Origin of the sequence: Dyadobacter sp. 32, assembly GCF_902506755.1 — a bacterium.
GTDB lineage: Bacteria > Bacteroidota > Bacteroidia > Cytophagales > Spirosomataceae > Dyadobacter.
In genome coordinates this window covers 5,008,639-5,027,887 of record NZ_LR735258.1, presented here as the reverse complement: position 1 = coordinate 5,027,887, position 19,249 = coordinate 5,008,639, and the positions used below count along the sequence as shown (strand labels likewise).

Sequence of the window (19,249 nt, the reverse complement as noted above, 5' to 3'; positions counted from 1 at the left end):
GGCTGTGGTACTAAGGAATCAGGAGTCTCCGGATGTGGAAGTAATGGAACCTGCAGTACAGGATGTAATAAAATGAATGTTTTCGACTGGCTAAGCAACATGGATATTCCGGTTAGCCAGCGTTTTGATGTTGTTGAGGTTCGATTCAAAGGTGGACGTAAGGATTATTTCCGTAATGTAAATCAGCTCGACCTCATTACCGGTGACTTTGTAGTCTGCGAGATGACCTCCGGCCAGCATATCGGCACCGTGTCGTTACAGGGAGAGCTGGTACGCCTTCAGATGAAGAAAAAAAATCTGGTTATCAGTGACGATATTCAGGTAATCTATCGTGTAGCGTCCGAGAAAGACCTGGACAAACATACCCAGGCAATGGCAAGAGAAATGCCTACTTTGTATCGCACGCGGGAAATTATCCGGGAAATGAAGCTGAATATGAAGCTGTCGGATGTTGAATTTCAATCAGATAATACAAAAACTACCTTCTTCTATTCCTCAGAGGAACGGGTCGATTTTCGGGAGCTGATCAAATCATTGGCGTCTGAATTCAAAGTGAGAATTGAGATGCGACAGATCAGCATGCGTCAGGAAGCCAGCAGACTGGGTGGTCTGGGATCCTGTGGCAGGGAATTATGCTGCTCCACATGGCTTACCGATTTCAAGAATATTTCTACATCGGCCGCCAGATATCAGAATCTTTCGCTGAATCCCGCCAAACTTTCCGGCCAGTGCGGGCGTCTGAAATGTTGTCTCAATTACGAGCTGGAAACCTATATCGATGCCCTGAGGGATATTCCCACGGTGGACGCACCCTTAAAAACAAAAAAAGGCGTTGCCACGCTGCAAAAAACCGACATATTTAAAAAAATCATGTGGTTTGGCTTTGAAAAGGACACCAATTGGTATCCCGTAGCGATCAGCAAGGTTTTGGAAATAATAGAACTGAATAAAAAGGATATCATTCCGGAGTCACTGGAAATTCTCACACCTGAGCCTGAGCGAAGCCTCGACAAAGGCCCCGCGAAACTAAACAGCGACCTGGAAAACCTGGATCGGAAATACAGCGACGAGCAGAAGAAGAAAAAGAAGAAAAAGAACCGCTCGGGGAAAAATAAAAATGGCAACAAGCCACAGGCTGCTGTAGCAGCGCCTCAGGCCAAGAATTAGTGTAACGGCTCGCATCAGGAACTTGCGGGCCGTTTTTAAAGCTGTTAAAACGATACTTCTTTGAAACAACATATTGACACACTTCATCGCATTGCCCATCAGGACAAGAGAAACATTATAGGCCTCATGTCAGGTACGTCCCTGGACGGCCTTGATGTGGCACTTTGCGAAATTACGGGCGCTGGTACCAATACAGAACTCACATTGAAGCAGTTTGCCACGGTACCGTATAGCGAAGATCTGAAGGAACGTATCAGAAAAATATTTGCCAAACGCGAAATAGACTTTCAGGATCTTTGTGTACTGAATCCATATATCGGGATTCGCCATGGAGAAATGATATTACAATGCCTGCAGGAATGGGGCATTCCAACCAACGAAATTGACCTGATAGCCAGTCACGGCCAGACTGTATTTCATGCCCCTAAAAAGCAACACCGCCTTCCCGACTACCCGAATTCAACCCTTCAGATTGGAGATGGTGACCATGTAGCTGTTACCACGGGTATTATCACACTGAGCGACTTCCGGCAAAAGCACATTGCCGCAGGAGGAGAAGGCGCGCCACTGGCTGTTTACGGTGATTACTTCCTGTTCTCCAAAAAGGGTGAGAACAGGATACTGCTCAACATGGGCGGTATTGCCAATTTTACGTTATTATCCGGTGATCTGAACTCCAACACTATTTTCACCACAGATACCGGCCCTGGCAACACCCTGTTAGACGCCTACATGCGTCGTTTTTTCAGAAAACCTTATGACGAAAATGGTGAAATAGCGGCAAAAGGAATTGTGAATGATGTATTACTGGAGGAGTTAAAAAGCAAAGCTTTTTTCAGTTTGCCATTCCCTAAAACAACGGGTCCCGAAGTATTTAATTTTGACTACGTTGAAACAGCGATACAAAAATCAAGGTTGTCTTCTTTGTCTCGAAACGACATTATCGCAACGCTCACTCAGCTCAGCGCCGACACCATCGTCGATGCCATAAAACGAGGCACCGATCCTTCGCAACCCTATGTGATCTACGCCAGTGGTGGCGGAGCACATAACCCAGTCCTAATGAAAGCGATACAGGACCAGCTGCACAGTTACCCATTATATCAGCTCGATGATCTGGGGATTTCCGGCGATGCAAAGGAAGCGGTATTGTTCGCGGTGCTGGCTAACGAAACCGTCGCCGGCTCAAACATGTCTTTCGGTGCAAGAGAGGGCATACCGGGTGTAACCATGGGGAAGGTGTCGTTTCCGGAATAGCAGTTTGGTTACGATTACTTGGCGCCAAAAGACCAATTAAACAGGTTGACCCTGGAAGGCCGTCCCTCGTTAATTTGAAATTCAATGTAGCCAACGTCCTGAACCACATTAATCTCTCTTGAAATAGCTTTAACATTTTCCGCAGAAAAAGATAAAGCAAGAAACCACCGACTTATTTACGCTTCCCTCCGATTGTTGCACCAATTTTTAAGGACAAGTAGGTATTCTTTTGGGCAATATTAAACTCAAGTCCCGACCGGAATTGCCCTACCTGAACGCCAATTCTCGGCGCAAATCCAAACAATGCCTTGTCGTTAAAAACGGTACTCACTTCCTCATCAGCAGAAGTCAGGATCCTTTGATATACGCCCAGTCCCAGACCGGCATACGGACGTGTCTTTTTTTGACTGAAATAATATTCTCCTGTTGCGCTGTAAGACCTCATGATTATTGCACCAGTGCCTTCGTCATAGCTGTCTCCCAAAAAAACAGCGGCCTCCATTTTTAAACCAGCGGCGATGTTGTCGGTTACATTATACTTTGGTTCAATCGAAAAATTGAAACCAAACTTGCTCTCCAAATCTATCGGATAGGAATAACCAGCCGTAATATCCCCCTTGAAGCGACCATAATTATCAGATTGCGCTGAGGCAAATTGCGAGACTAAAACAAACGCAAAACAGATTGAACTTAGCTTGATAAAGAATTTCATAAAAATAGAAGAGAATTAATATAAAACATTGAAAACTATAACATGGCAATTTTGGCTTTCCCTTCTTCGAGCTCGGCCACCTCAAATTTCACAGTCGCTACTTTCCCCAAAGACTCAATTAACTCGTCCGTGCTTCCTGTATGCTCTACAGTCAGCATACCATCCGTACCCTTTAGGGATTTTTTCACACTCTTTACTTTTGGGTTTTTTGTAAGTATCATTGCCAGGGATTGCAGCTTTGAAAAATTAACGTTTGCCACATTGACTTCGGTAATCACTCCTGCTGTAATCGCGGTGGCTTTGCTTGTTGATTTCCCGCCATTCGATCCCGTAAACTGGATATTCATCCCGCAAAGCCTTTCCATCAAGTACTGCGACATGTTTTCCGAGGCATTGTGAAACGCTATTTTATTTGCAACAGCTTCCGAAACATCAACCCCACCGGCGGCAATGGTATTGGTGGCCAGTATGGATCCGTCTTCTGTGGAAATCACTCTGATTTCCAGTCGGGCACGGCACGAAACCATACCACCCTGGCTATTCGTTCTTTCCGATATAGCCTGGCCGGTGATGATAATATTGGCTCCCATTTTAAGACCCAACGCAGCCATTTGGCCCAAATCGCCCGTAGAGTCTGACATTTGCTTCATTTTACCGTAAATCTTAGGATCGACAACCCGAAAACCAGCCTCAACAAAGTGACGCGTTAACTCTGTTTCAGTTGCAGTTTGTTCAATCACCACTTTTTTGATGTCGGCGGTTGCGGAAGTTTGGGTTGTGGTCGCAGCTTGTTTCCGCTCTTCTTCTTCCCTTCTTCTTCTCTCCTTGGATTTGAATACGTCGGTGATCGCCGTTGTGAGTGCTTCCTGTTGGCGCAAATACATTTCCCTTTCGCGCCTCTCCAGGTCTTCGTTGCTGTCGCCGTGGGAGGTGCCGGCAGTCGTCGCCTCTGTAACCAGAATGATTACCTTCGGTGAGCCCGAGCGAAGCATTGTACAATTTTGTGCGGTATAGTGCTTTATTTCTTTGGGTTTCTGAGGAGCGGGAATGTCCATGTTATCCTTTTCATCGGCCAGAATTTCCACGGCTTTAATAATCGCCTTTTGTGTAGCGTCCTGAACAGCTCTATTCTCGCTGCTGCTGGACGTTTTTACGCCAAATAGGTCAAAAACTTTGCCCGAATTGGATCCCTGCATATTTACATCCTTGCTGAACAAAAGTTCGCCTGTCTCCGGATTCAAAACCTTCAGGTTAAAGCCAATCGTAGCCCTGTTTTTCTTACTACCCACCCCCATGATATTCGTCTCCGACGACCCTTCACTGAAATCGGTGATCTCACCCGTAACAACCAATTGTGCCCCCAGCATCTGCCCGGCCTGCGGGCCATAACCATTTGCAACCCCGCCATTCTGTGCCATGGCAGTTTCACCCCTGGAATCCATCAGATTCTTGTTGGTTTCCAATACCCTGAAACAGTTTGTTTGTTGCAATGCAGAAGTGAGCATTGTGGCCAGTTCGTCACCGAAGGTTGCATTGGCCTCCGTTGATTTAGTAGAGACACTAAAGCGGGCAACCTTCACAATAACGCGTTGGTTTCTAGGCAGACCTTTGCATTTTTCGGCAACCTGCTCCATGGTTATTTCTGGCTCTTTGCCCTTCTTTTGAGCCAGGCAAATCGTAAATAGGAATTGTGAGCTAAGCAAAAGGAAAATGCAGCAGAAACGGGATGACTGCAAAGGTTTAGTATAACGTCCTATCATAACAAACGGAGAGAAGTATTTCGGTTACAAATTTGTAATCTGCCAACTTCCCGTTCAAACTGCTTCTGACCTGCCTCCTCTTTTTTCCAACAAAATGAGCCTATTTTCTAACCTGAAAATATGTGTGAAAAGAAGTAACCGATTTTTTATTTTCAAGGGTTTTATTTGTCACAATTTCCTTAGATTTGGCAGAATACCTTTCTTATCAGCGTTATGAAATTTCGTTCTAGGGCTTCCCAAGCACCTATACTGACTTTAATCATCTCTTTTTTAAGCCATTTATCTGTCGGGCAACCGCTAATAATTGATCAAAAGAATCTATCACTTGCCCGAAGTCTGGAACTTCAGGCCATTAAGGACAAGGACTCCGTTCTTCTCGCAAAAGCATTCTATGCGTATGCAAACACCTACGCCAAGGCAGGAAATAACATACAGGCAAAAAGATTTTACATCAAGTCCATGCACATTCTGGAGTCGGAGCCTCCTTCTTTTGAGCTGGGCAACATTTATTTAAGTATCTGTGATAATTTAAGTCTTAAGCCCAACTCCCGGGAAGACTTTAATTACATCGAAAAAGCCATAAAAGTCTTTAAGCAAATCAATTCACCTCAGGGGCTTGCGCTCGCCTATGGCATGCTGGGAGGCGCCTATCACTGGCGATGGACCGAACCCGACCTATTGAAAAATCACAAACCACGGTTTGACAGCATCCTGTACTATTACCAAACACAACTTAAAATAGCAGAAAACATACCGGACTCGGCCATTATCCTGAAAGCATATTCACGAATCGGCAGCCTTTATACTTCCATCGGTGATCTGCGACACTTCCTGGAGCCCTATCAGAAATCCATCTTTATAGCCAAAAAAATTAAAGATGACATAAACCTAATTCATGTTTCCATTGACCTTGCCAACGCACTTGTTTCGGCCAACAAGATCAATCGCGCCTTCCAAATCCTGGAAGAAGCGAAAAAAACTTACCAAAAAAAGGGCATTCAGGACTTTAATCTCCAAAGGCATCTAATTCTGGGATACCTGCATCACTACCGCATAACAAAAAACTGGAGAGAGGCCCACGAACAGCTATTTGTTTTGCGTCATCTGGAAAACGAATCCGAAACCATAGACAATGATAAAACGCTTGGTGCGATCACCCAGGAACTGGAATCGGAAAAAGCCATCCTGAAGCTTGATTTGCAAAAGCGAGAATTGGATTTGAACAACAGATTGGTAAGATTACAAAAGTATTTTATTGCGGTCACCGTTATTCTACTGGCAATAACCACTACGCTAACCCTGCTTTTCTATCGCCTCTATCGTCAAAATCAAAGAACAAGTATCCGTAACGAGCATTTGGTCCGTGAACAAAACCACAGAGTAAAAAACAACTTGCAAATGGTCTCCAGCCTGCTAAATATGCAGGCAAGACTTCTTTCGGATGCCGGCGCCAGGCAGGCGGTAGAAGAAAGCCGCTTACGTGTGCAGGCCATGGCGCTCATTCAGCGAAAGCTCTACGACAGCCTCGACCCGGTCGCAATTAACCTTGCCGAATTTATTCCCGAGCTGGCTGATGGTGCATTGTATTCCTGCGGGTATGCCCATATTGTGCACCACTACAATATTGAGCCAATTAAACTGGACCTCGAAAAGGCAATTCCAATCGGTTTGATACTAACCGAGCTGATTATCAATGCATGCAAATATGCATTCCCGGATCATGAGAAACCCACGTTAGCTATTACTTGCACAGCGTTGGATGGCGAGATCACACTACAGGTTTCAGATAACGGCCCCGGAATAAAAGAGTATGCGTGGATAAAACAATTATCCGATAAAAACGAAGAAATCCAAAACCGGCCATTTGGAATGCAACTCATTGAATTACAGGTGCAACAGATTTATGGTATCTATAAGTTTTCGACGGCAGGTGGTACTACATTTACCATGGAGTTTAGTAAGTAACGACTATGAAATCGATTAAAATTTTAATTGTTGAGGACGACTTAATCTTTGCCATGGATCTAAAATCTTCCATGGAAGGCGCCGGCCACGTTGTAACCGGAATAGCCAGAGATTCTAAGGAAGCTATGAAATTAGTTAAGAACAATCCTCCGGAACTGGCCATAGTAGACATCACTTTGGGCATGGTAGAGGATGCCGGTATTCGCATTGTAAAAGACATTCTGAATCAAGTTTGGATTCCTTTTATCTACCTTACGGGGCACACGGAGGGTGGTATGATAGAAAAAGCAACGGAGACCGAGCCAGCCTCTTATTTGTTTAAACCCTTCAGACCCGCCGAATTACTTATTCAGGTGCAACTTGCGTACGAAAATTTCCCAAAAAGACCGACTCCTGAAACCGTTAGCCAGAGGAGTTCCGATTTTTTTTACTTCCCTTCCAAAAATGGTCACGAGCAGGTAAAAAAGGATGAGATTTTGTTTCTTAAAGCACAGGGCCACTGCACGGATATTTATCTCACCCATGAAAAAACACCTCATATGATTGGCACCAATCTGGGTACGTTGGTGAAGTACTTTACAACAGATAATTTCATGCGCCTTTCCAAGTCTCTTTTCATAAATCTGGACCACCTCAAACAAATAGATCGCAGTCATATTTACATGGGAGAAGGGCGAGTGGCGGTCGAAATCTCCGAAGCAAACCGAAAGAATCTCTTAAAAACAATCAAAGTGATTCGTACCAAATAGATTACTTTGGTAACAAAATAATGCAGCCTGCTAATAATTCATTCTCTAGCCCTTTCTTTGCAGTAGAATAAAGATTAACCCATGTACGACATCACAATCATCGGAGGCGGAATTGTAGGCCTGGCCACAGCACTCCGTATCAAAGAACAGCGTCCATCTCTCAAAGTGTTGCTTTTAGAAAAAGAGCGTGGCGTGGCAAAACATCAGACCGGACACAACAGTGGCGTTATCCATTCGGGACTATACTACAAACCAGGTAGCCTGAAAGCAACGAACTGCATCCGGGGCTACCAGATGCTTCTTGATTTTTGCAATCGCGAGGGTGTACCATACGACTTGTGTGGAAAAGTAGTGGTGGCTACGAATGAAAGTCAAAAACCACTTCTGAAAAATCTGTATGACCGTGGCATGCAAAATGGCCTGCTGCAGAACCGCATGATCACAGCTGCTGAAATACGGGAGATAGAACCGCACGTGAGGGGCATTCAGGGAATATGGGTGCCTTACACCGGCATTATCAATTATACCGCAGTCTCCGAAAAATACGCCGAATGCCTGCAAAAACTGGATGGGGAAATCCGGTTTGGCGAAAAAGTGACAGAAATAAAAAACCGCAATACCCATTCAGAAGTGGTGTCGGCCACGGGACAGGTATTTGAAACCAGGCTCGTTGTCAACTGTGCCGGGTTATACTCCGACAAAGTGGCTCAACTTACCCAGCCTGAAAACATCAAAGTCCGCATCATACCTTTCCGTGGTGAATATTATGAAATACGGCCGGAAAAGCATCATTTGGTCAAAAACCTGATCTATCCGGTTCCCGATCCTAACTTCCCTTTCCTGGGTGTGCACTTTACCCGAATGATCGATGGTGGCGTGGAAGCCGGGCCCAACGCCGTTTTTGCCTTTAAAAGAGAGGGATACAAAAAAACCGATATTGATTTCCCGGAGCTATTTGAAGCGCTGGCCTGGCCCGGATTCCGGAAAGTTGCTACAAAATACTGGAAAACAGGCATGGGAGAATACTACCGATCTTTCTCCAAAGGAGCATTTACGAAGGCTTTACAGGAACTGATTCCCGAGATTCAGCGTGAAGACCTGGTTCCCGGTGGCGCCGGTGTACGTGCACAGGCATGTGACTACGATGGCGGGCTGCTCGATGACTTTTCGATTGTTGAAAACAAAGGTGCCATCAACGTCTGCAACGCCCCTTCACCGGCAGCTACATCTTCCTTATCCATCGGACAGACGGTGTCTGAACGTGTTTTGGCAAGAATGTAGGGTGTTACTGACAATGATTGGTATCAAAAAAACTGCCTGGCATCACATCGAAGCCAGGCAGTTTTATTTTAAATCAAGCCAATTATAGTTTACTCTCTTTGCCCAGCTTGCTATTCTTTTTACCATAGCCAAAATATACGGCAAAACCAATGGCAAGCCAGATGGCCAGACGATACCAGCTTTCAATGGGTAGCGAATACATGAGATAAAGGCAAACAAAAATGCCCATGATGGGTACAAAAGGTACTAATGGTGTACGAAATGAGCGATGAAGATCAGGCCTTTTGACACGCAACATCCATACCCCAACGCACACGAGACAAAACGCGAACAACGTTCCGATACTCACCATATGTCCCAGATCACTTACAGGAACCAGTCCGGCAAAAATACTTACAAAGCCCATGAAAAAAAGATTGGTTTTCCATGGCGTACTGAATTTAGGATGTATATCGCTGAAAAACTTGGGTAACAGCCCGTCACGGCTCATCGAATAAAACACCCGGCTTTGTCCTAAAAGCATGACCAGCATTACCGAAGTGTATCCAGCCAGGATAGCGATGATCAACCCGGTTTGCAAGCTGTCGTAGCCAGTTTTTGCAAATGCTGTTGCCGCCGGCTTGGCATCGTTGGCAAACTCGGTGTACTTCACAAGGCCCGTCATAACGTGTGCAAAAAGGACATACAAAATGGTACAAACCACCAATGAACCCAAAATTCCGATCGGCATACCCTTTTGAGGATTTTTGGCTTCCTGAGCTGCCGTAGAAACGGCATCGAAACCTATAAATGCAAAAAACACAACAGCAGCCCCCGTTGCAATACCACTCCACCCGAAGTTCTCATAATTGCCGGTATTTGCCGGAATGTAAGGAACATAATTGTCAGGATTGATATGACTCCATCCCAATGAGATAAAGATCAGTACCACTGCCACTTTAACAACAACCAGGAGGTTGTTCAAAAATGCAGACCCCTCCGTACCCCGGATCAAAAGAAGCGACAACATGCAGACGATAAAAATGGCCGGCAGATTTACAATCCCATTATCTATGATGGTTCCATTACTCAATTTTACAATTTCGAATGGCGAACATACCAGTTGTGTAGGAAGATTAATACCAAACTTTCCAAGAAACTCGAGCAGGTATCGTGACCAGCTTACCGATACTGTGGCAGCACCCAGCGCATATTCAAGCACCAGGTCCCACCCGATGATCCAGGCCACAAATTCACCCATGGTAGCATAGGAATAAGTATACGCGCTCCCTGCGATGGGAATCATGGAGGCAAACTCGGCATAACAAAGACCGGCGAAACCGCATCCCACAGCAGCAAGAATAAATGATATGGTAACGGCCGGGCCTGAGTGTTCGGCAGCGGCGATACCTGTTAATGAAAAAAGCCCCGCTCCTATAATTGCTCCAATCCCAAGTGCAACCAAGCTGGCAGAGCCTAAGGATCGTTTTAGCAGATTCCCCTCTCCGCTTGCTTCCTTCATCAATTTGTCAATAGGCTTCTTTAACCAAAGTTGATTTGCCATAAAGAGTTAAGTTGTTGTAGTAGTGATTTCAATATACCTTAAAACTAAAATAAAATTTGCTAAGTACGTATAGTCTGAAGAATAAAAAGGGGGAAAGTAAACTTTCCCCCTTTTTACATTCTCAATACTATCCTTTGATTTTCTTTCCAGGTACTACTGCTCCTGCATCAGCCACGGCTAAAACAGGCTCTTTGCTTTTTTCGCGCTGAAGCAGATCCACTACGATCGGCGCAGCTACAAACAGAGATGAATAGGTTCCCACAATTACCCCAAGGAGCATACAGAATGTAAACCCGCGAAGCACTTCTCCTCCGAAAATAATAAGTACCAATAATACCAATATCACCGATATACCTGTCACCGCGGTACGGCTCAAAGTACTGTTAAGTGCATTGTTGATGACAGTTGGTAAGCTTTCACCACGCGACTTGTCATCAGCAAGGTAATCCCGGATACGGTCATAAATAACAACGGTGTCATTCATCGAATATCCAATCATGGTCAGGATTGCTCCAATGAACGCCTGATCGATATCCAGAGAAATATAGGGAATCCAGCCGTTAAAGAGCGAGTAAACAGCCAGAATGATGATCACGTCATGGGCCAGCGATACCACTGCACCATAACTGAACGCAAGTCTTTTGAAACGGATAAAGATGTATGCAAAGTTGGCAGCAAGGGCAAGCAAAATAGCGTACACTGCCGAAATCATCGTATCGTAGGCGATGGTCGGGCCGACTTTGGAAGAGCTTTCGATTTTACCCTTGTTGTCTTTCATTTTCCCAACCCCTTCCATGATTTTGTCATCCGCTTTCTGATCGGCATCGGGAGTAATATCATCAACCAGATAGTCTGTGGTAATCTTCACCTGATCCGCACCACCGTAGGTTTTGATCTCAGGACTCGCACCGAGTACCAGCTTCATCGCCGAACGCAGCTCATCCGTATCCACTTCCTTATCAAACCGAACCACATAGGAGCGTCCTCCTTTGAAATCGATACCCAAGCCAAAACCTTTGAAAATAAACGACCCTACACCGATTACCATAATGATTGTAGACACGATGTAAAAGGTCCGGCGCTGCGATACGAAATCGAAGTTGTTATCCTTAAACCAGTTTTTGGTCAGACCCGAATAAAATTTAAACGACTTACCCTTGTTGATCTGCGCTTCGAGAAATAAACGTGTGATGAATATGGCTGTGAAAAGAGAGGTTACAAGTCCTATGATCAGCGTTGTGGCAAATCCTTTTACAAGTCCTGTACCAAAAATATATAGAATGATACCCGTCAGAAGCGTGGTAACATTGGAGTCCAGGATCGCCGTCAAGGAATGCTTGAAGCCATCTGTGACTGCCTGTTTGAAAGGCTTCCCTTCCTGAATCTCCACTTTTATTCCTTCATAAATAAGTACGTTCGCATCCACGGCCATACCAATGGTGAGTACAATACCCGCAATACCTGAAAGCGTCAAAACTGCACCCAGAGATGCCATAATACCCATCAATAAGAACAGGTTGACAAACAACGCCAAATCGGCAATCCAACCTGCTCCGCCGTAATAGGCAAGCATAAATACCAATACAATCACCAATCCAACCAACGAAGAAATAACACCATCACGGATGGCCTCTGAACCCAGTGTGGAACCCACTACAGCCTCTTCTACGATGTGGGTAGGGGCTGGTAATTTCCCTGCTTTAAGCACGTTGGACATATCCTTGGTTTCCTCTACGGTAAAATTACCCGTAATGCTTGAGTTCCCGTTAGGAATTTCACCCTGAACGGTCGGCGCTGTATAAACCAGATCATCGATAATAATCGCCACCGGGCGTCCGATACTACGGGCAGTCAGTGTTTTCCATTTACGCGCGCCTTCTCCATTCATACGCATGGTTACCTCTGGGCGCCCACGATCGTCATAGTCGTGTGTCGCATCCACAATAACATCACCCTCCATAGCAGCTTGTCCGTTCGCTTTTTTGATAAAGTACAAAGGCAGAATAAGCTGGTTGTTGGTGGCTCCATCTGATGGCTTACGATCCCACATGAATACAAGATCAGCCGGGAAGAATGACCGAACCTCCGGCCTGCGTAGAATTTCACCTGCACGGGCAGTGTCTTTCATATAAACGCCCAATCCCTGAGGCATTGGAACAAAAAGATTGGTCAATGCGGCACTCTGTGCTGCCAATGCCGAAGAATCCGTTTTGGTAGAATCCGCTCCCTTTTGCTCCAGCTGAGCCGCCAGTCCGGTCAACCCGGTTTTCTTGGTGGTGTCGGTTGCTGCTGCAACACCTGGCTTGGCAGCAGCTTTCTCTATTTCTGCTTGTTTAGTAAGGTACTTTCCTAGCTGATCCAGGCCTGCCGCCAGTTCATTGGTTAAATACACCTCTGAAAACTCCAGCTTTGCTGCCCCTGATAATAAGCGGCGCACACGTTCGGGATTGTCCACACCGGGAAGTTCAACAAGTATCTGATTTTTTCCAGGCAGACGTTGAATATTTGGGTTGGTTACGCCAAACTTGTCAATACGCGCCTGTGTGATCTGAAACGCCCTGTCGATGGATCCATCCACCTCTGTATTGAGCATCTTAATAACGTCACTTTCGGAGGAATTGCTGTTGATTTTTCCGCGGTTGGCACTGTTGGAAAATACACTTGCCAGGCTGGTGTTGGGTGCAGCTTCTTTATACGCCTTTACAAATAGGTTCACAAAAGAGCTATTGCTCGCTTTTTTGTCTTCACCCGCTTTTTTTAACGCCTGCTGAAAGGCTGCACTACGTGCATTTCCGCCCGCCATTCCACGAAGGATATCCACAGGTGAAACCTCCAGAACCACGTGCATACCTCCTTGTAAATCCAGCCCCAGGCTTAACTCCCGCTCCATTACCTCCTGGAGCGTCTGTCCCAGATAAACCTCTTCACGCCATAGCGAATCAATGTAACGTTGCTTTTTGGTCAGGTCGACCTTGCCTTCGGCATTGGTTGCATAAGCTTCTGCCTTTCCCTTTATGTTACGCGAAACAAACGTAAACGACAGGTAATAGACACAGATCAGGGCAACGACAAGCGTCAACCCGATTATTCCGTTTTTATTAGTCATTGGTATTTTGTAAAAATTGGATGATACAGAATTGAAAGAGAGCCAACACGCAGGTCAGCCGTTTCGGAATTAAGTAAAAAAGGTAGAAATTAACTGCTTTATGCAGCCTGTACAGGATGCAGGAGCAGTATGCACCGCAACAAGGAGAAACGTGATCAGGGCGCGTTGGTGACTACGTAAGTACCAAAAATTCGCGCAAAGCCTGTGAATAAAAAGTATGGCTGTTCCGGAAAGACATTTATTTCAGATTCTTCCTGAATAAAATCCCAGACAGGCTGTGGGGAGAAATAAAAATACTGACAAAAATCGAAGGAGATAGCGGGCGTAATCACCGCATCCAGCGAAAGTGAAGTGACCCTGGCCTGGTTATCATCCGGGCTTTCAGCCTGGCCATCCTGAAAAAGGGATTTCGCAGCAACCGGAAGTTTTTTTATCGTATCGTGCTGTACCGACGACCATGACTTGATACCCGCCACCAGCAGAAGCATGGTCGCAAGTAATAAGGTGATTGTCTGGTTAATGATACGCTTCGTTTTCACGGGCAAAACAGGTCTTTCATTTAAACCGCAAATGTTAACGTAAAATATTACAATCGCAAATATATATTTTGAAATTGTTCCAAATCCAAAAGAAACTGCCTCCGTATAGTACTTGAATTGAAACTTACTTTTGATAAAAATTAAGGCCGCCAGGATTTCAACCGGCGGCCCTAAGTGCATTTTTGGACATTCGGCTTAGCGACCTAAGGGAAAAAGATAACCCAGAGAAAATGCGCCCGTAACCATTTTGATATCCAATCCGTCCTCGTCCTTTTCTGTGGAGCCCAGGAAATAAGTTCCTCTTGCCTCTATCAGTAATCGCCCTTTGCCGAGCGGAACAGCCACACCAAGGCCTCCCGCAACGCCGTAGTCGATAACGGTCTTTTCCGGTTTGTCGGTCGTTTTTCCAGTGCCTGATAGCTTATCATTAAGAACCGTGTTCAACAGGTAATTCCCATAAGGGCCTACATTGATAAAAAAACCCTTATTATAGGCCCCGAAAGAGTATTTGAGCAGCAACGGAACCTGAACTACATTGGCTACTACCGAAGCCTTAAATTCTTCTCCCGCAAGTTCCCCCTCGAGCACGGCTCCTTCTTGAGCGTATAAAACCTCTGGTTGAAAAGAAAGATGTTTTCCCAATCCAAAATTCGCGACCAAACCTCCGCCGTAACCTATATATGGCTTAAATTGTGACGTTACATCTTTACCCACTGTAAACGCACCAATACCCATTGCTTTTAACCCCATCCATGTTTTAGGGCCAGTCGCCTCGGCCACTTCTGGTTTGGCAGAAGGACGTAGTTCATCCGGCACTTTTTTTACCGGCTCTTTTGCCTTTTTTTCAGACTTAGCCTTGGCAACCTCTTCTTTTTTGCCTTTTGTTTTTACATTTTTCTCGCTTTTTTCAGCTTTTTTTGCTTCTTGTTCTGAACGAAGCTGCTCCTGTTTCAATTTTTCCTCAGCAGCCAGTTGTTCCGCAGCCTCCGCCTTTTTAATGGAGTCTTCCCGGATAATCTGGCGTGCCATTTGCATGGCCAGGGCATTCACGGCCGCCACTGAATCTTCCTTTGCTTTGGCTATGGCCGCCGCCCGGGCTGCATTATTCTGTACCGGCTTTTTTGCTGGTGCCTTCTTCGCGGTTGTTTTGTTAACGGGCGTCGCAGTTTTGGTCGGAGCCGCTTTTTTGGTTGTTTGCGCCTGAGCAGTTACGGCCAGGAGAATAGAGAGTGCGAGCAGGGTTTTTGTAAATACTTTCATGATGCAATATTTTAATAATTAAACAGCTTTTTGCTTTGGATAAATGCTCTTTTACAGCGCCTTAACCCAACGACTGACTCATAAAAGTATTCTTAAAATTCTAATTCCTGCCATATTCCACCCGGCTTTTCAAGACTTGTTATTTAATGGTAAAAAAGGCTAAAAAAGTACTTGTTAAACCCCGTAATTCTACGTGCTTTTTAGGCGTTGAAAAAAACTGAAACGCCCACTTTCAGAAATTCCCCAAACCTAGATGCATTTGTTTTTCCTAGAAATTATACCGGCTCCGTTTTGATCGCCAGCAATAGTGAAATCGGATGTATTGATAAAAAAAGCCACACGCAAGTTTCCCTGCATGTGGCTCATCCTTGGTATTTTGTTGCTACTTATTCCTCAGGCCTCGCCTTTGCAGGGTCAATCACAGTTTCCATCCTTGTCACCGCCGACGCGCCAAAAAAGCCAAGCGCTTTTGGTCCAGAAGGATTGGTATTCACAACATTAGATTTGATATTCTGAATCGGAACAGCAAAAAGTCCTCCGTTGGCAGCCTGCTCCCTTATCTGTTTCAGGAATTCAAACGCTTCGTTGGTAATACTATGCAGCTCCGCACCCACAGATGCACCAGCCGAATACAGCGAATCTGAGGTGAGCGCCTGGCGAAGAGGCAAGATAAAAATCAGCCCATCGGAAGGAGCACCGGCATTGAATGCCGCGTCGTAAGCGATGATAATGGAGGTTGGCTTATCCGCTCTGGCTTTTCCGTTGATGACGGGCTTGATCCAGTAGGTGTCCCCTGCTCCTACGAAATCCCGGGCATAAAAGGAAGCAATATATCCTTGCTTAGGCCCCTTTTCAGGCTTAAAGGGTAAGGTCTCCTTCTGATAAATAATGGAATCTACTGCCGGTACACGTTTGATCGCGTTCACAGCCGTATACTCATCCGACTGATTTTTCACCCTCAGCGTGTAGATACGTCCCACATGGCCCAATGTATCTTTGGCGGTACCCCAAACATATTTCCCGTTATTCGCTACATCTTTGAAATTGTAAACCACACCCTTATCATCGGTTACGGTGACTTCTGCACCCAGTACGGGCTTCGCGGCGTCGTTATTAAAGTATGCGGCCGACCAGGTCAGATTGATGGTCTGAGGTCCCGGCTGATTCGTGATCCAGCCGTCTACCACAAGCTGTGTGGGCCCGGTATCACTTTTAAGATCAATGACATCTTCACAACTTGTGAGGCCGGTAATGATTATGAGCATCAGAATACCCGAAATGCTCCATTTTGCTGTATATTTTTCGATTGTATTTTTCATAATTTAATATCTTCAATGGCTTAAAACTTGAAATTATACGTAACGGCAGGAATGAAACTTCCGATCACTGAATACCTGACAGCTTCAGTTTTCAAAGCATTATCCTCATTCACCCGGGTATACACCGAGAAAGGATTCCTCCGGTTGTACACATTGTATACCGAAAATACCCACTCCCCATCTCCCGACTTAAAGAGCTTTTTCTTCGATTTCAAAGTAGCCGCCAGATCCAGGCGATGATAGGCCGGTATTCTGCTGTTGTTCCTTTTTCCTTCAAAATTGTTACCCAATGCCCAGCCATTTACTTCATAACGGTTTGTTGCAAATGTGGCGGGCGTTCCCGTTGCGATTGTGAAGTTGGCTGAAAGGGTTAATCTTTTAGTTAAATCATAAATGGCCACGGAGGTAAAGTTGTGTGGCTTATCGAACCTCGCCGGGAACCAGTCGTTGTTATTGATGGTTTCCACCAATCGTTCGGTTCTGGACAAGGTGTAGCTGACCCAACCGGTAAGTTTTCCTTTGTTTTTCTTGAGGTAAAATTCCGCTCCGTAAGCGCGGCCCTTTCCAAAAAGCAGGTCTCCCGCCACAAACTGGTTCAGGAGCAGATCGGATCCCGGTACGTAGTCGATCTGGTTGTATAGTTTTTTGTAATACACTTCGACCGAAGCTTCATACATATTATCCTGGAAGTTCTGGAACCAACCCAATGCCACCTGATCGGCCTTTTCAGGAGCAATATTGATTGAACTCAATGTCCAGACATCCAGGGGTGAACTGGCCGCAGTATTGGACAACAAGTGCAGATACTGAGCGGTGCGATTGTAACTGGCTTTGATACTGGTATTGGAGTTAAGCCCGATATTCAGCGATGCCCGTGGCTCCCAGTTACCATAAGACTTGATCATTTCCCCTTTTTTATACGTCGTTCCGGGGAAAACAGGTTGCTTGCGCAGACCTTTCACTTCCTCAATGTAATTGTACTCTGTGCCCGCTCCAAGACTTCGGAAATAAGAATAGCGAATGCCGTACTGCAATGAAATTTTATCAGAGAACTTCTGTTCGTTTCCGATATAGAGTGCTGACTCATCCGCATAACGTGGTTCAAGACTGATGTCGGTGGTTTCTCCCTCCGAGACGGCAATCGCCTTACCCGGACGTGAGTCATACCGAATGTACTGACCACCGAAAGTAAGCTGGTTGTTGGGTGTGAGGTAATAGGTAAAATCAGGCTTTACACTGCTACTGATAATTTTGGATTTCCAGTCGAACTTATCTCTGGCATTGTCGTCATCCGCGTTTTGACCCAGCGAATAATCGTAATTGCTGTAAAAAGCGGTCAGGTTCATAAACAGCTTGTTCGAAAAAATATGGTTCCAGCGGCCTGTTGCTGTTGCATTGCCCCAGCCAAAACCAAAATCTCCGCCACCAAATACGTCCTTACCAAAGTAGCCGGAAGCAAAAAAGGTATCTTTTTCGCCCAGTCGGTAATTCACTTTGGCTGTCAGATCATAAAAACTGAATTTGGAGTCACGCAGATCTTTATTCAAAAATGGCTTCGCAAGTACGTCGATATAAGACCGGCGACCGGCCACAATGAAAGAACCTTTGCCCGCGGCAAATGGCTGCTCGTAAGTTAAGCGAGAAAATATCGTGCCGATTCCCCCGTTGATTTCACGCTTTTTGGCATTCCCCTCTTTCATCCGTACATCGAGAATAGACGAAATGCGACCACCATACTGGGCGGGAATCCCACCTTTGATCAGTTTTACATCTTTAACCGCATCGGGATTAAATACAGAGAAAAATCCGAACAAATGGGACGAATTGTAAACGGGGGCTTCGTCAAGCAGTACCAGGTTCTGAGAAATATCGCCACCGCGTACATTGAAACCCGACGCCCCTTCGCCCACAGTTGTTACACCAGGGAGGAGCTGAATGCTACGGATGAGGTCTACTTCCCCCAGTAGCGCTGGCATTTTCCGGATGGTTTTCATCTCCACCTTATTTACAGACATTTCGATGCTTTTTACATTTTCATCCTCTTTTTTGGTCGAAATGGTCACCTCGGCAAGGTTCTCGCCTTCATCCTTCATCTCAATGCTAATGGTCTGATCGGTGCTAAGGTTTGCGGTTTTAACCATTTTCTGGTATCCAATATAGGAATACACCAACTCATAAGTGCCCGCAGGAAGGGTGATCGAGTAGAACCCGTACGTATTGGTGGTAACTCCCGTAGCGGCTTCACGCACATATACAGATACGCCGATGAGGCCTTCACCATTCGCGGCATCCTTCACATAGCCACTTACCGTGTGCTTTTCCTGTGCATAGGCAGATATGCTTGCCAAAACCCATAATAACCCAAACCATCTTCCAAGTAACCTTTTTTTCATGATTGCTAACTTATTTAATATCCGGACAATGACTCCCGTATTGCGTTAAATTGAACTTTTCCTATTAGCGTGACACCTAACTCGTGCTTTACCCTCATTTCTTTCTGAAATAATAAATTTGGCAGACCCAGGTTATTTCCACAAAACAACTAACAATTAAGCTGATAGTCACTTTAAATGTGATAAACCAGCAAAAAA

13 protein-coding genes are annotated in these 19,249 nt (G+C 45.4%); 5 read left to right on the top strand and 8 right to left on the bottom strand.

From position 1 onward, the window contains the following. Positions 1-72: 72 nt before the first annotated feature. Complete coding sequence (locus tag DYADSP32_RS20540) at positions 73-1,167, top strand: stage 0 sporulation family protein (protein WP_414617931.1); 1,095 nt, start codon at positions 73-75, stop codon at positions 1,165-1,167. Positions 1,168-1,227: 60 nt separating this feature from the next. Beyond that, positions 1,228-2,424: an anhydro-N-acetylmuramic acid kinase gene (locus DYADSP32_RS20535; protein ID WP_149241009.1), complete on the top strand. Its 1,197-nt coding sequence runs from the start codon at positions 1,228-1,230 to the stop codon at positions 2,422-2,424. A gap of 172 nt (positions 2,425-2,596) precedes the next feature. Here DYADSP32_RS20535 and DYADSP32_RS20530 read toward each other — a convergent pair whose 3' ends face one another. Both DYADSP32_RS20530 and DYADSP32_RS20525 read right to left on the bottom strand, forming a co-directional pair. Then, positions 2,597-3,136 (bottom strand): outer membrane beta-barrel protein, encoded by a 540-nt coding sequence (locus DYADSP32_RS20530; RefSeq protein ID WP_149241010.1) that lies wholly within the window; start codon positions 3,134-3,136, stop codon positions 2,597-2,599. A 35-nt stretch (positions 3,137-3,171) separates the two neighbouring features. Then, positions 3,172-4,896, bottom strand: a complete 1,725-nt coding sequence (locus DYADSP32_RS20525) for a CsgG/HfaB family protein (protein ID WP_149241011.1) — start codon at positions 4,894-4,896, stop codon at positions 3,172-3,174. Between the two features lie 213 nt (positions 4,897-5,109). Between DYADSP32_RS20525 and DYADSP32_RS20520 the strand changes: the two genes are divergently transcribed. The 3 genes from DYADSP32_RS20520 to lhgO all read left to right on the top strand — a co-directional run bounded on the left by DYADSP32_RS20520 (position 5,110) and on the right by lhgO (position 8,891). After that, on the top strand, positions 5,110-6,861 hold the full coding sequence (locus DYADSP32_RS20520) for a sensor histidine kinase (protein ID WP_149241012.1): 1,752 nt from the start codon (positions 5,110-5,112) through the stop codon (positions 6,859-6,861). Positions 6,862-6,866: 5 nt separating this feature from the next. After that, complete coding sequence (locus DYADSP32_RS20515; protein WP_149241013.1) at positions 6,867-7,610, top strand: response regulator transcription factor; 744 nt, start codon at positions 6,867-6,869, stop codon at positions 7,608-7,610. Between the two features lie 81 nt (positions 7,611-7,691). Further along, positions 7,692-8,891: an L-2-hydroxyglutarate oxidase gene (lhgO, locus tag DYADSP32_RS20510; protein WP_149241014.1), complete on the top strand. Its 1,200-nt coding sequence runs from the start codon at positions 7,692-7,694 to the stop codon at positions 8,889-8,891. 82 nt (positions 8,892-8,973) lie between these two features. Here the strand turns inward: lhgO and DYADSP32_RS20505 are convergent, their stop codons facing one another. The 6 genes from DYADSP32_RS20505 to DYADSP32_RS20480 all read right to left on the bottom strand — a co-directional run bounded on the left by DYADSP32_RS20505 (position 8,974) and on the right by DYADSP32_RS20480 (position 19,051). Then, positions 8,974-10,434, bottom strand: coding sequence for an amino acid permease (locus tag DYADSP32_RS20505; RefSeq protein WP_149241015.1), 1,461 nt, complete (start codon positions 10,432-10,434; stop codon positions 8,974-8,976). 127 nt (positions 10,435-10,561) lie between these two features. Then, complete coding sequence (gene secDF, locus DYADSP32_RS20500) at positions 10,562-13,540, bottom strand: protein translocase subunit SecDF (protein ID WP_149241016.1); 2,979 nt, start codon at positions 13,538-13,540, stop codon at positions 10,562-10,564. A gap of 155 nt (positions 13,541-13,695) precedes the next feature. Next, entirely contained in the window at positions 13,696-14,079 is a 384-nt protein-coding gene (locus DYADSP32_RS20495; RefSeq protein ID WP_414617930.1) for a hypothetical protein, read from the bottom strand. 195 nt (positions 14,080-14,274) lie between these two features. Beyond that, a complete protein-coding gene (locus tag DYADSP32_RS20490) occupies positions 14,275-15,339 on the bottom strand; it encodes an outer membrane beta-barrel protein (protein WP_149241017.1) in 1,065 nt (354 codons plus the stop codon). 386 nt (positions 15,340-15,725) lie between these two features. Next, positions 15,726-16,658: a DUF4249 domain-containing protein gene (locus DYADSP32_RS20485; protein WP_149241018.1), complete on the bottom strand. Its 933-nt coding sequence runs from the start codon at positions 16,656-16,658 to the stop codon at positions 15,726-15,728. Positions 16,659-16,678: 20 nt separating this feature from the next. Then, complete coding sequence (locus tag DYADSP32_RS20480; protein ID WP_149241019.1) at positions 16,679-19,051, bottom strand: TonB-dependent receptor; 2,373 nt, start codon at positions 19,049-19,051, stop codon at positions 16,679-16,681. Positions 19,052-19,249: the final 198 nt, after the last annotated feature.

What these genes read in the sequence shown, in the direction of transcription:
- DYADSP32_RS20540 (WP_414617931.1), top strand. Translation starts at nt 73, where the DNA reads ATGAATGTTTTCGACTGGCTAAGCAACATGGATATTCCGGTTAGCCAG.
- DYADSP32_RS20530 (WP_149241010.1), bottom strand. Translation starts at nt 3,136, where the DNA reads ATGAAATTCTTTATCAAGCTAAGTTCAATCTGTTTTGCGTTTGTTTTA.
- DYADSP32_RS20525 (WP_149241011.1), bottom strand. Translation starts at nt 4,896, where the DNA reads ATGATAGGACGTTATACTAAACCTTTGCAGTCATCCCGTTTCTGCTGC.
- DYADSP32_RS20520 (WP_149241012.1), top strand. Translation starts at nt 5,110, where the DNA reads ATGAAATTTCGTTCTAGGGCTTCCCAAGCACCTATACTGACTTTAATC.
- DYADSP32_RS20515 (WP_149241013.1), top strand. Translation starts at nt 6,867, where the DNA reads ATGAAATCGATTAAAATTTTAATTGTTGAGGACGACTTAATCTTTGCC.
- lhgO (WP_149241014.1), top strand. Translation starts at nt 7,692, where the DNA reads ATGTACGACATCACAATCATCGGAGGCGGAATTGTAGGCCTGGCCACA.
- DYADSP32_RS20505 (WP_149241015.1), bottom strand. Translation starts at nt 10,434, where the DNA reads ATGGCAAATCAACTTTGGTTAAAGAAGCCTATTGACAAATTGATGAAG.
- secDF (WP_149241016.1), bottom strand. Translation starts at nt 13,540, where the DNA reads ATGACTAATAAAAACGGAATAATCGGGTTGACGCTTGTCGTTGCCCTG.
- DYADSP32_RS20490 (WP_149241017.1), bottom strand. Translation starts at nt 15,339, where the DNA reads ATGAAAGTATTTACAAAAACCCTGCTCGCACTCTCTATTCTCCTGGCC.
- DYADSP32_RS20485 (WP_149241018.1), bottom strand. Translation starts at nt 16,658, where the DNA reads ATGAAAAATACAATCGAAAAATATACAGCAAAATGGAGCATTTCGGGT.
- DYADSP32_RS20480 (WP_149241019.1), bottom strand. Translation starts at nt 19,051, where the DNA reads ATGAAAAAAAGGTTACTTGGAAGATGGTTTGGGTTATTATGGGTTTTG.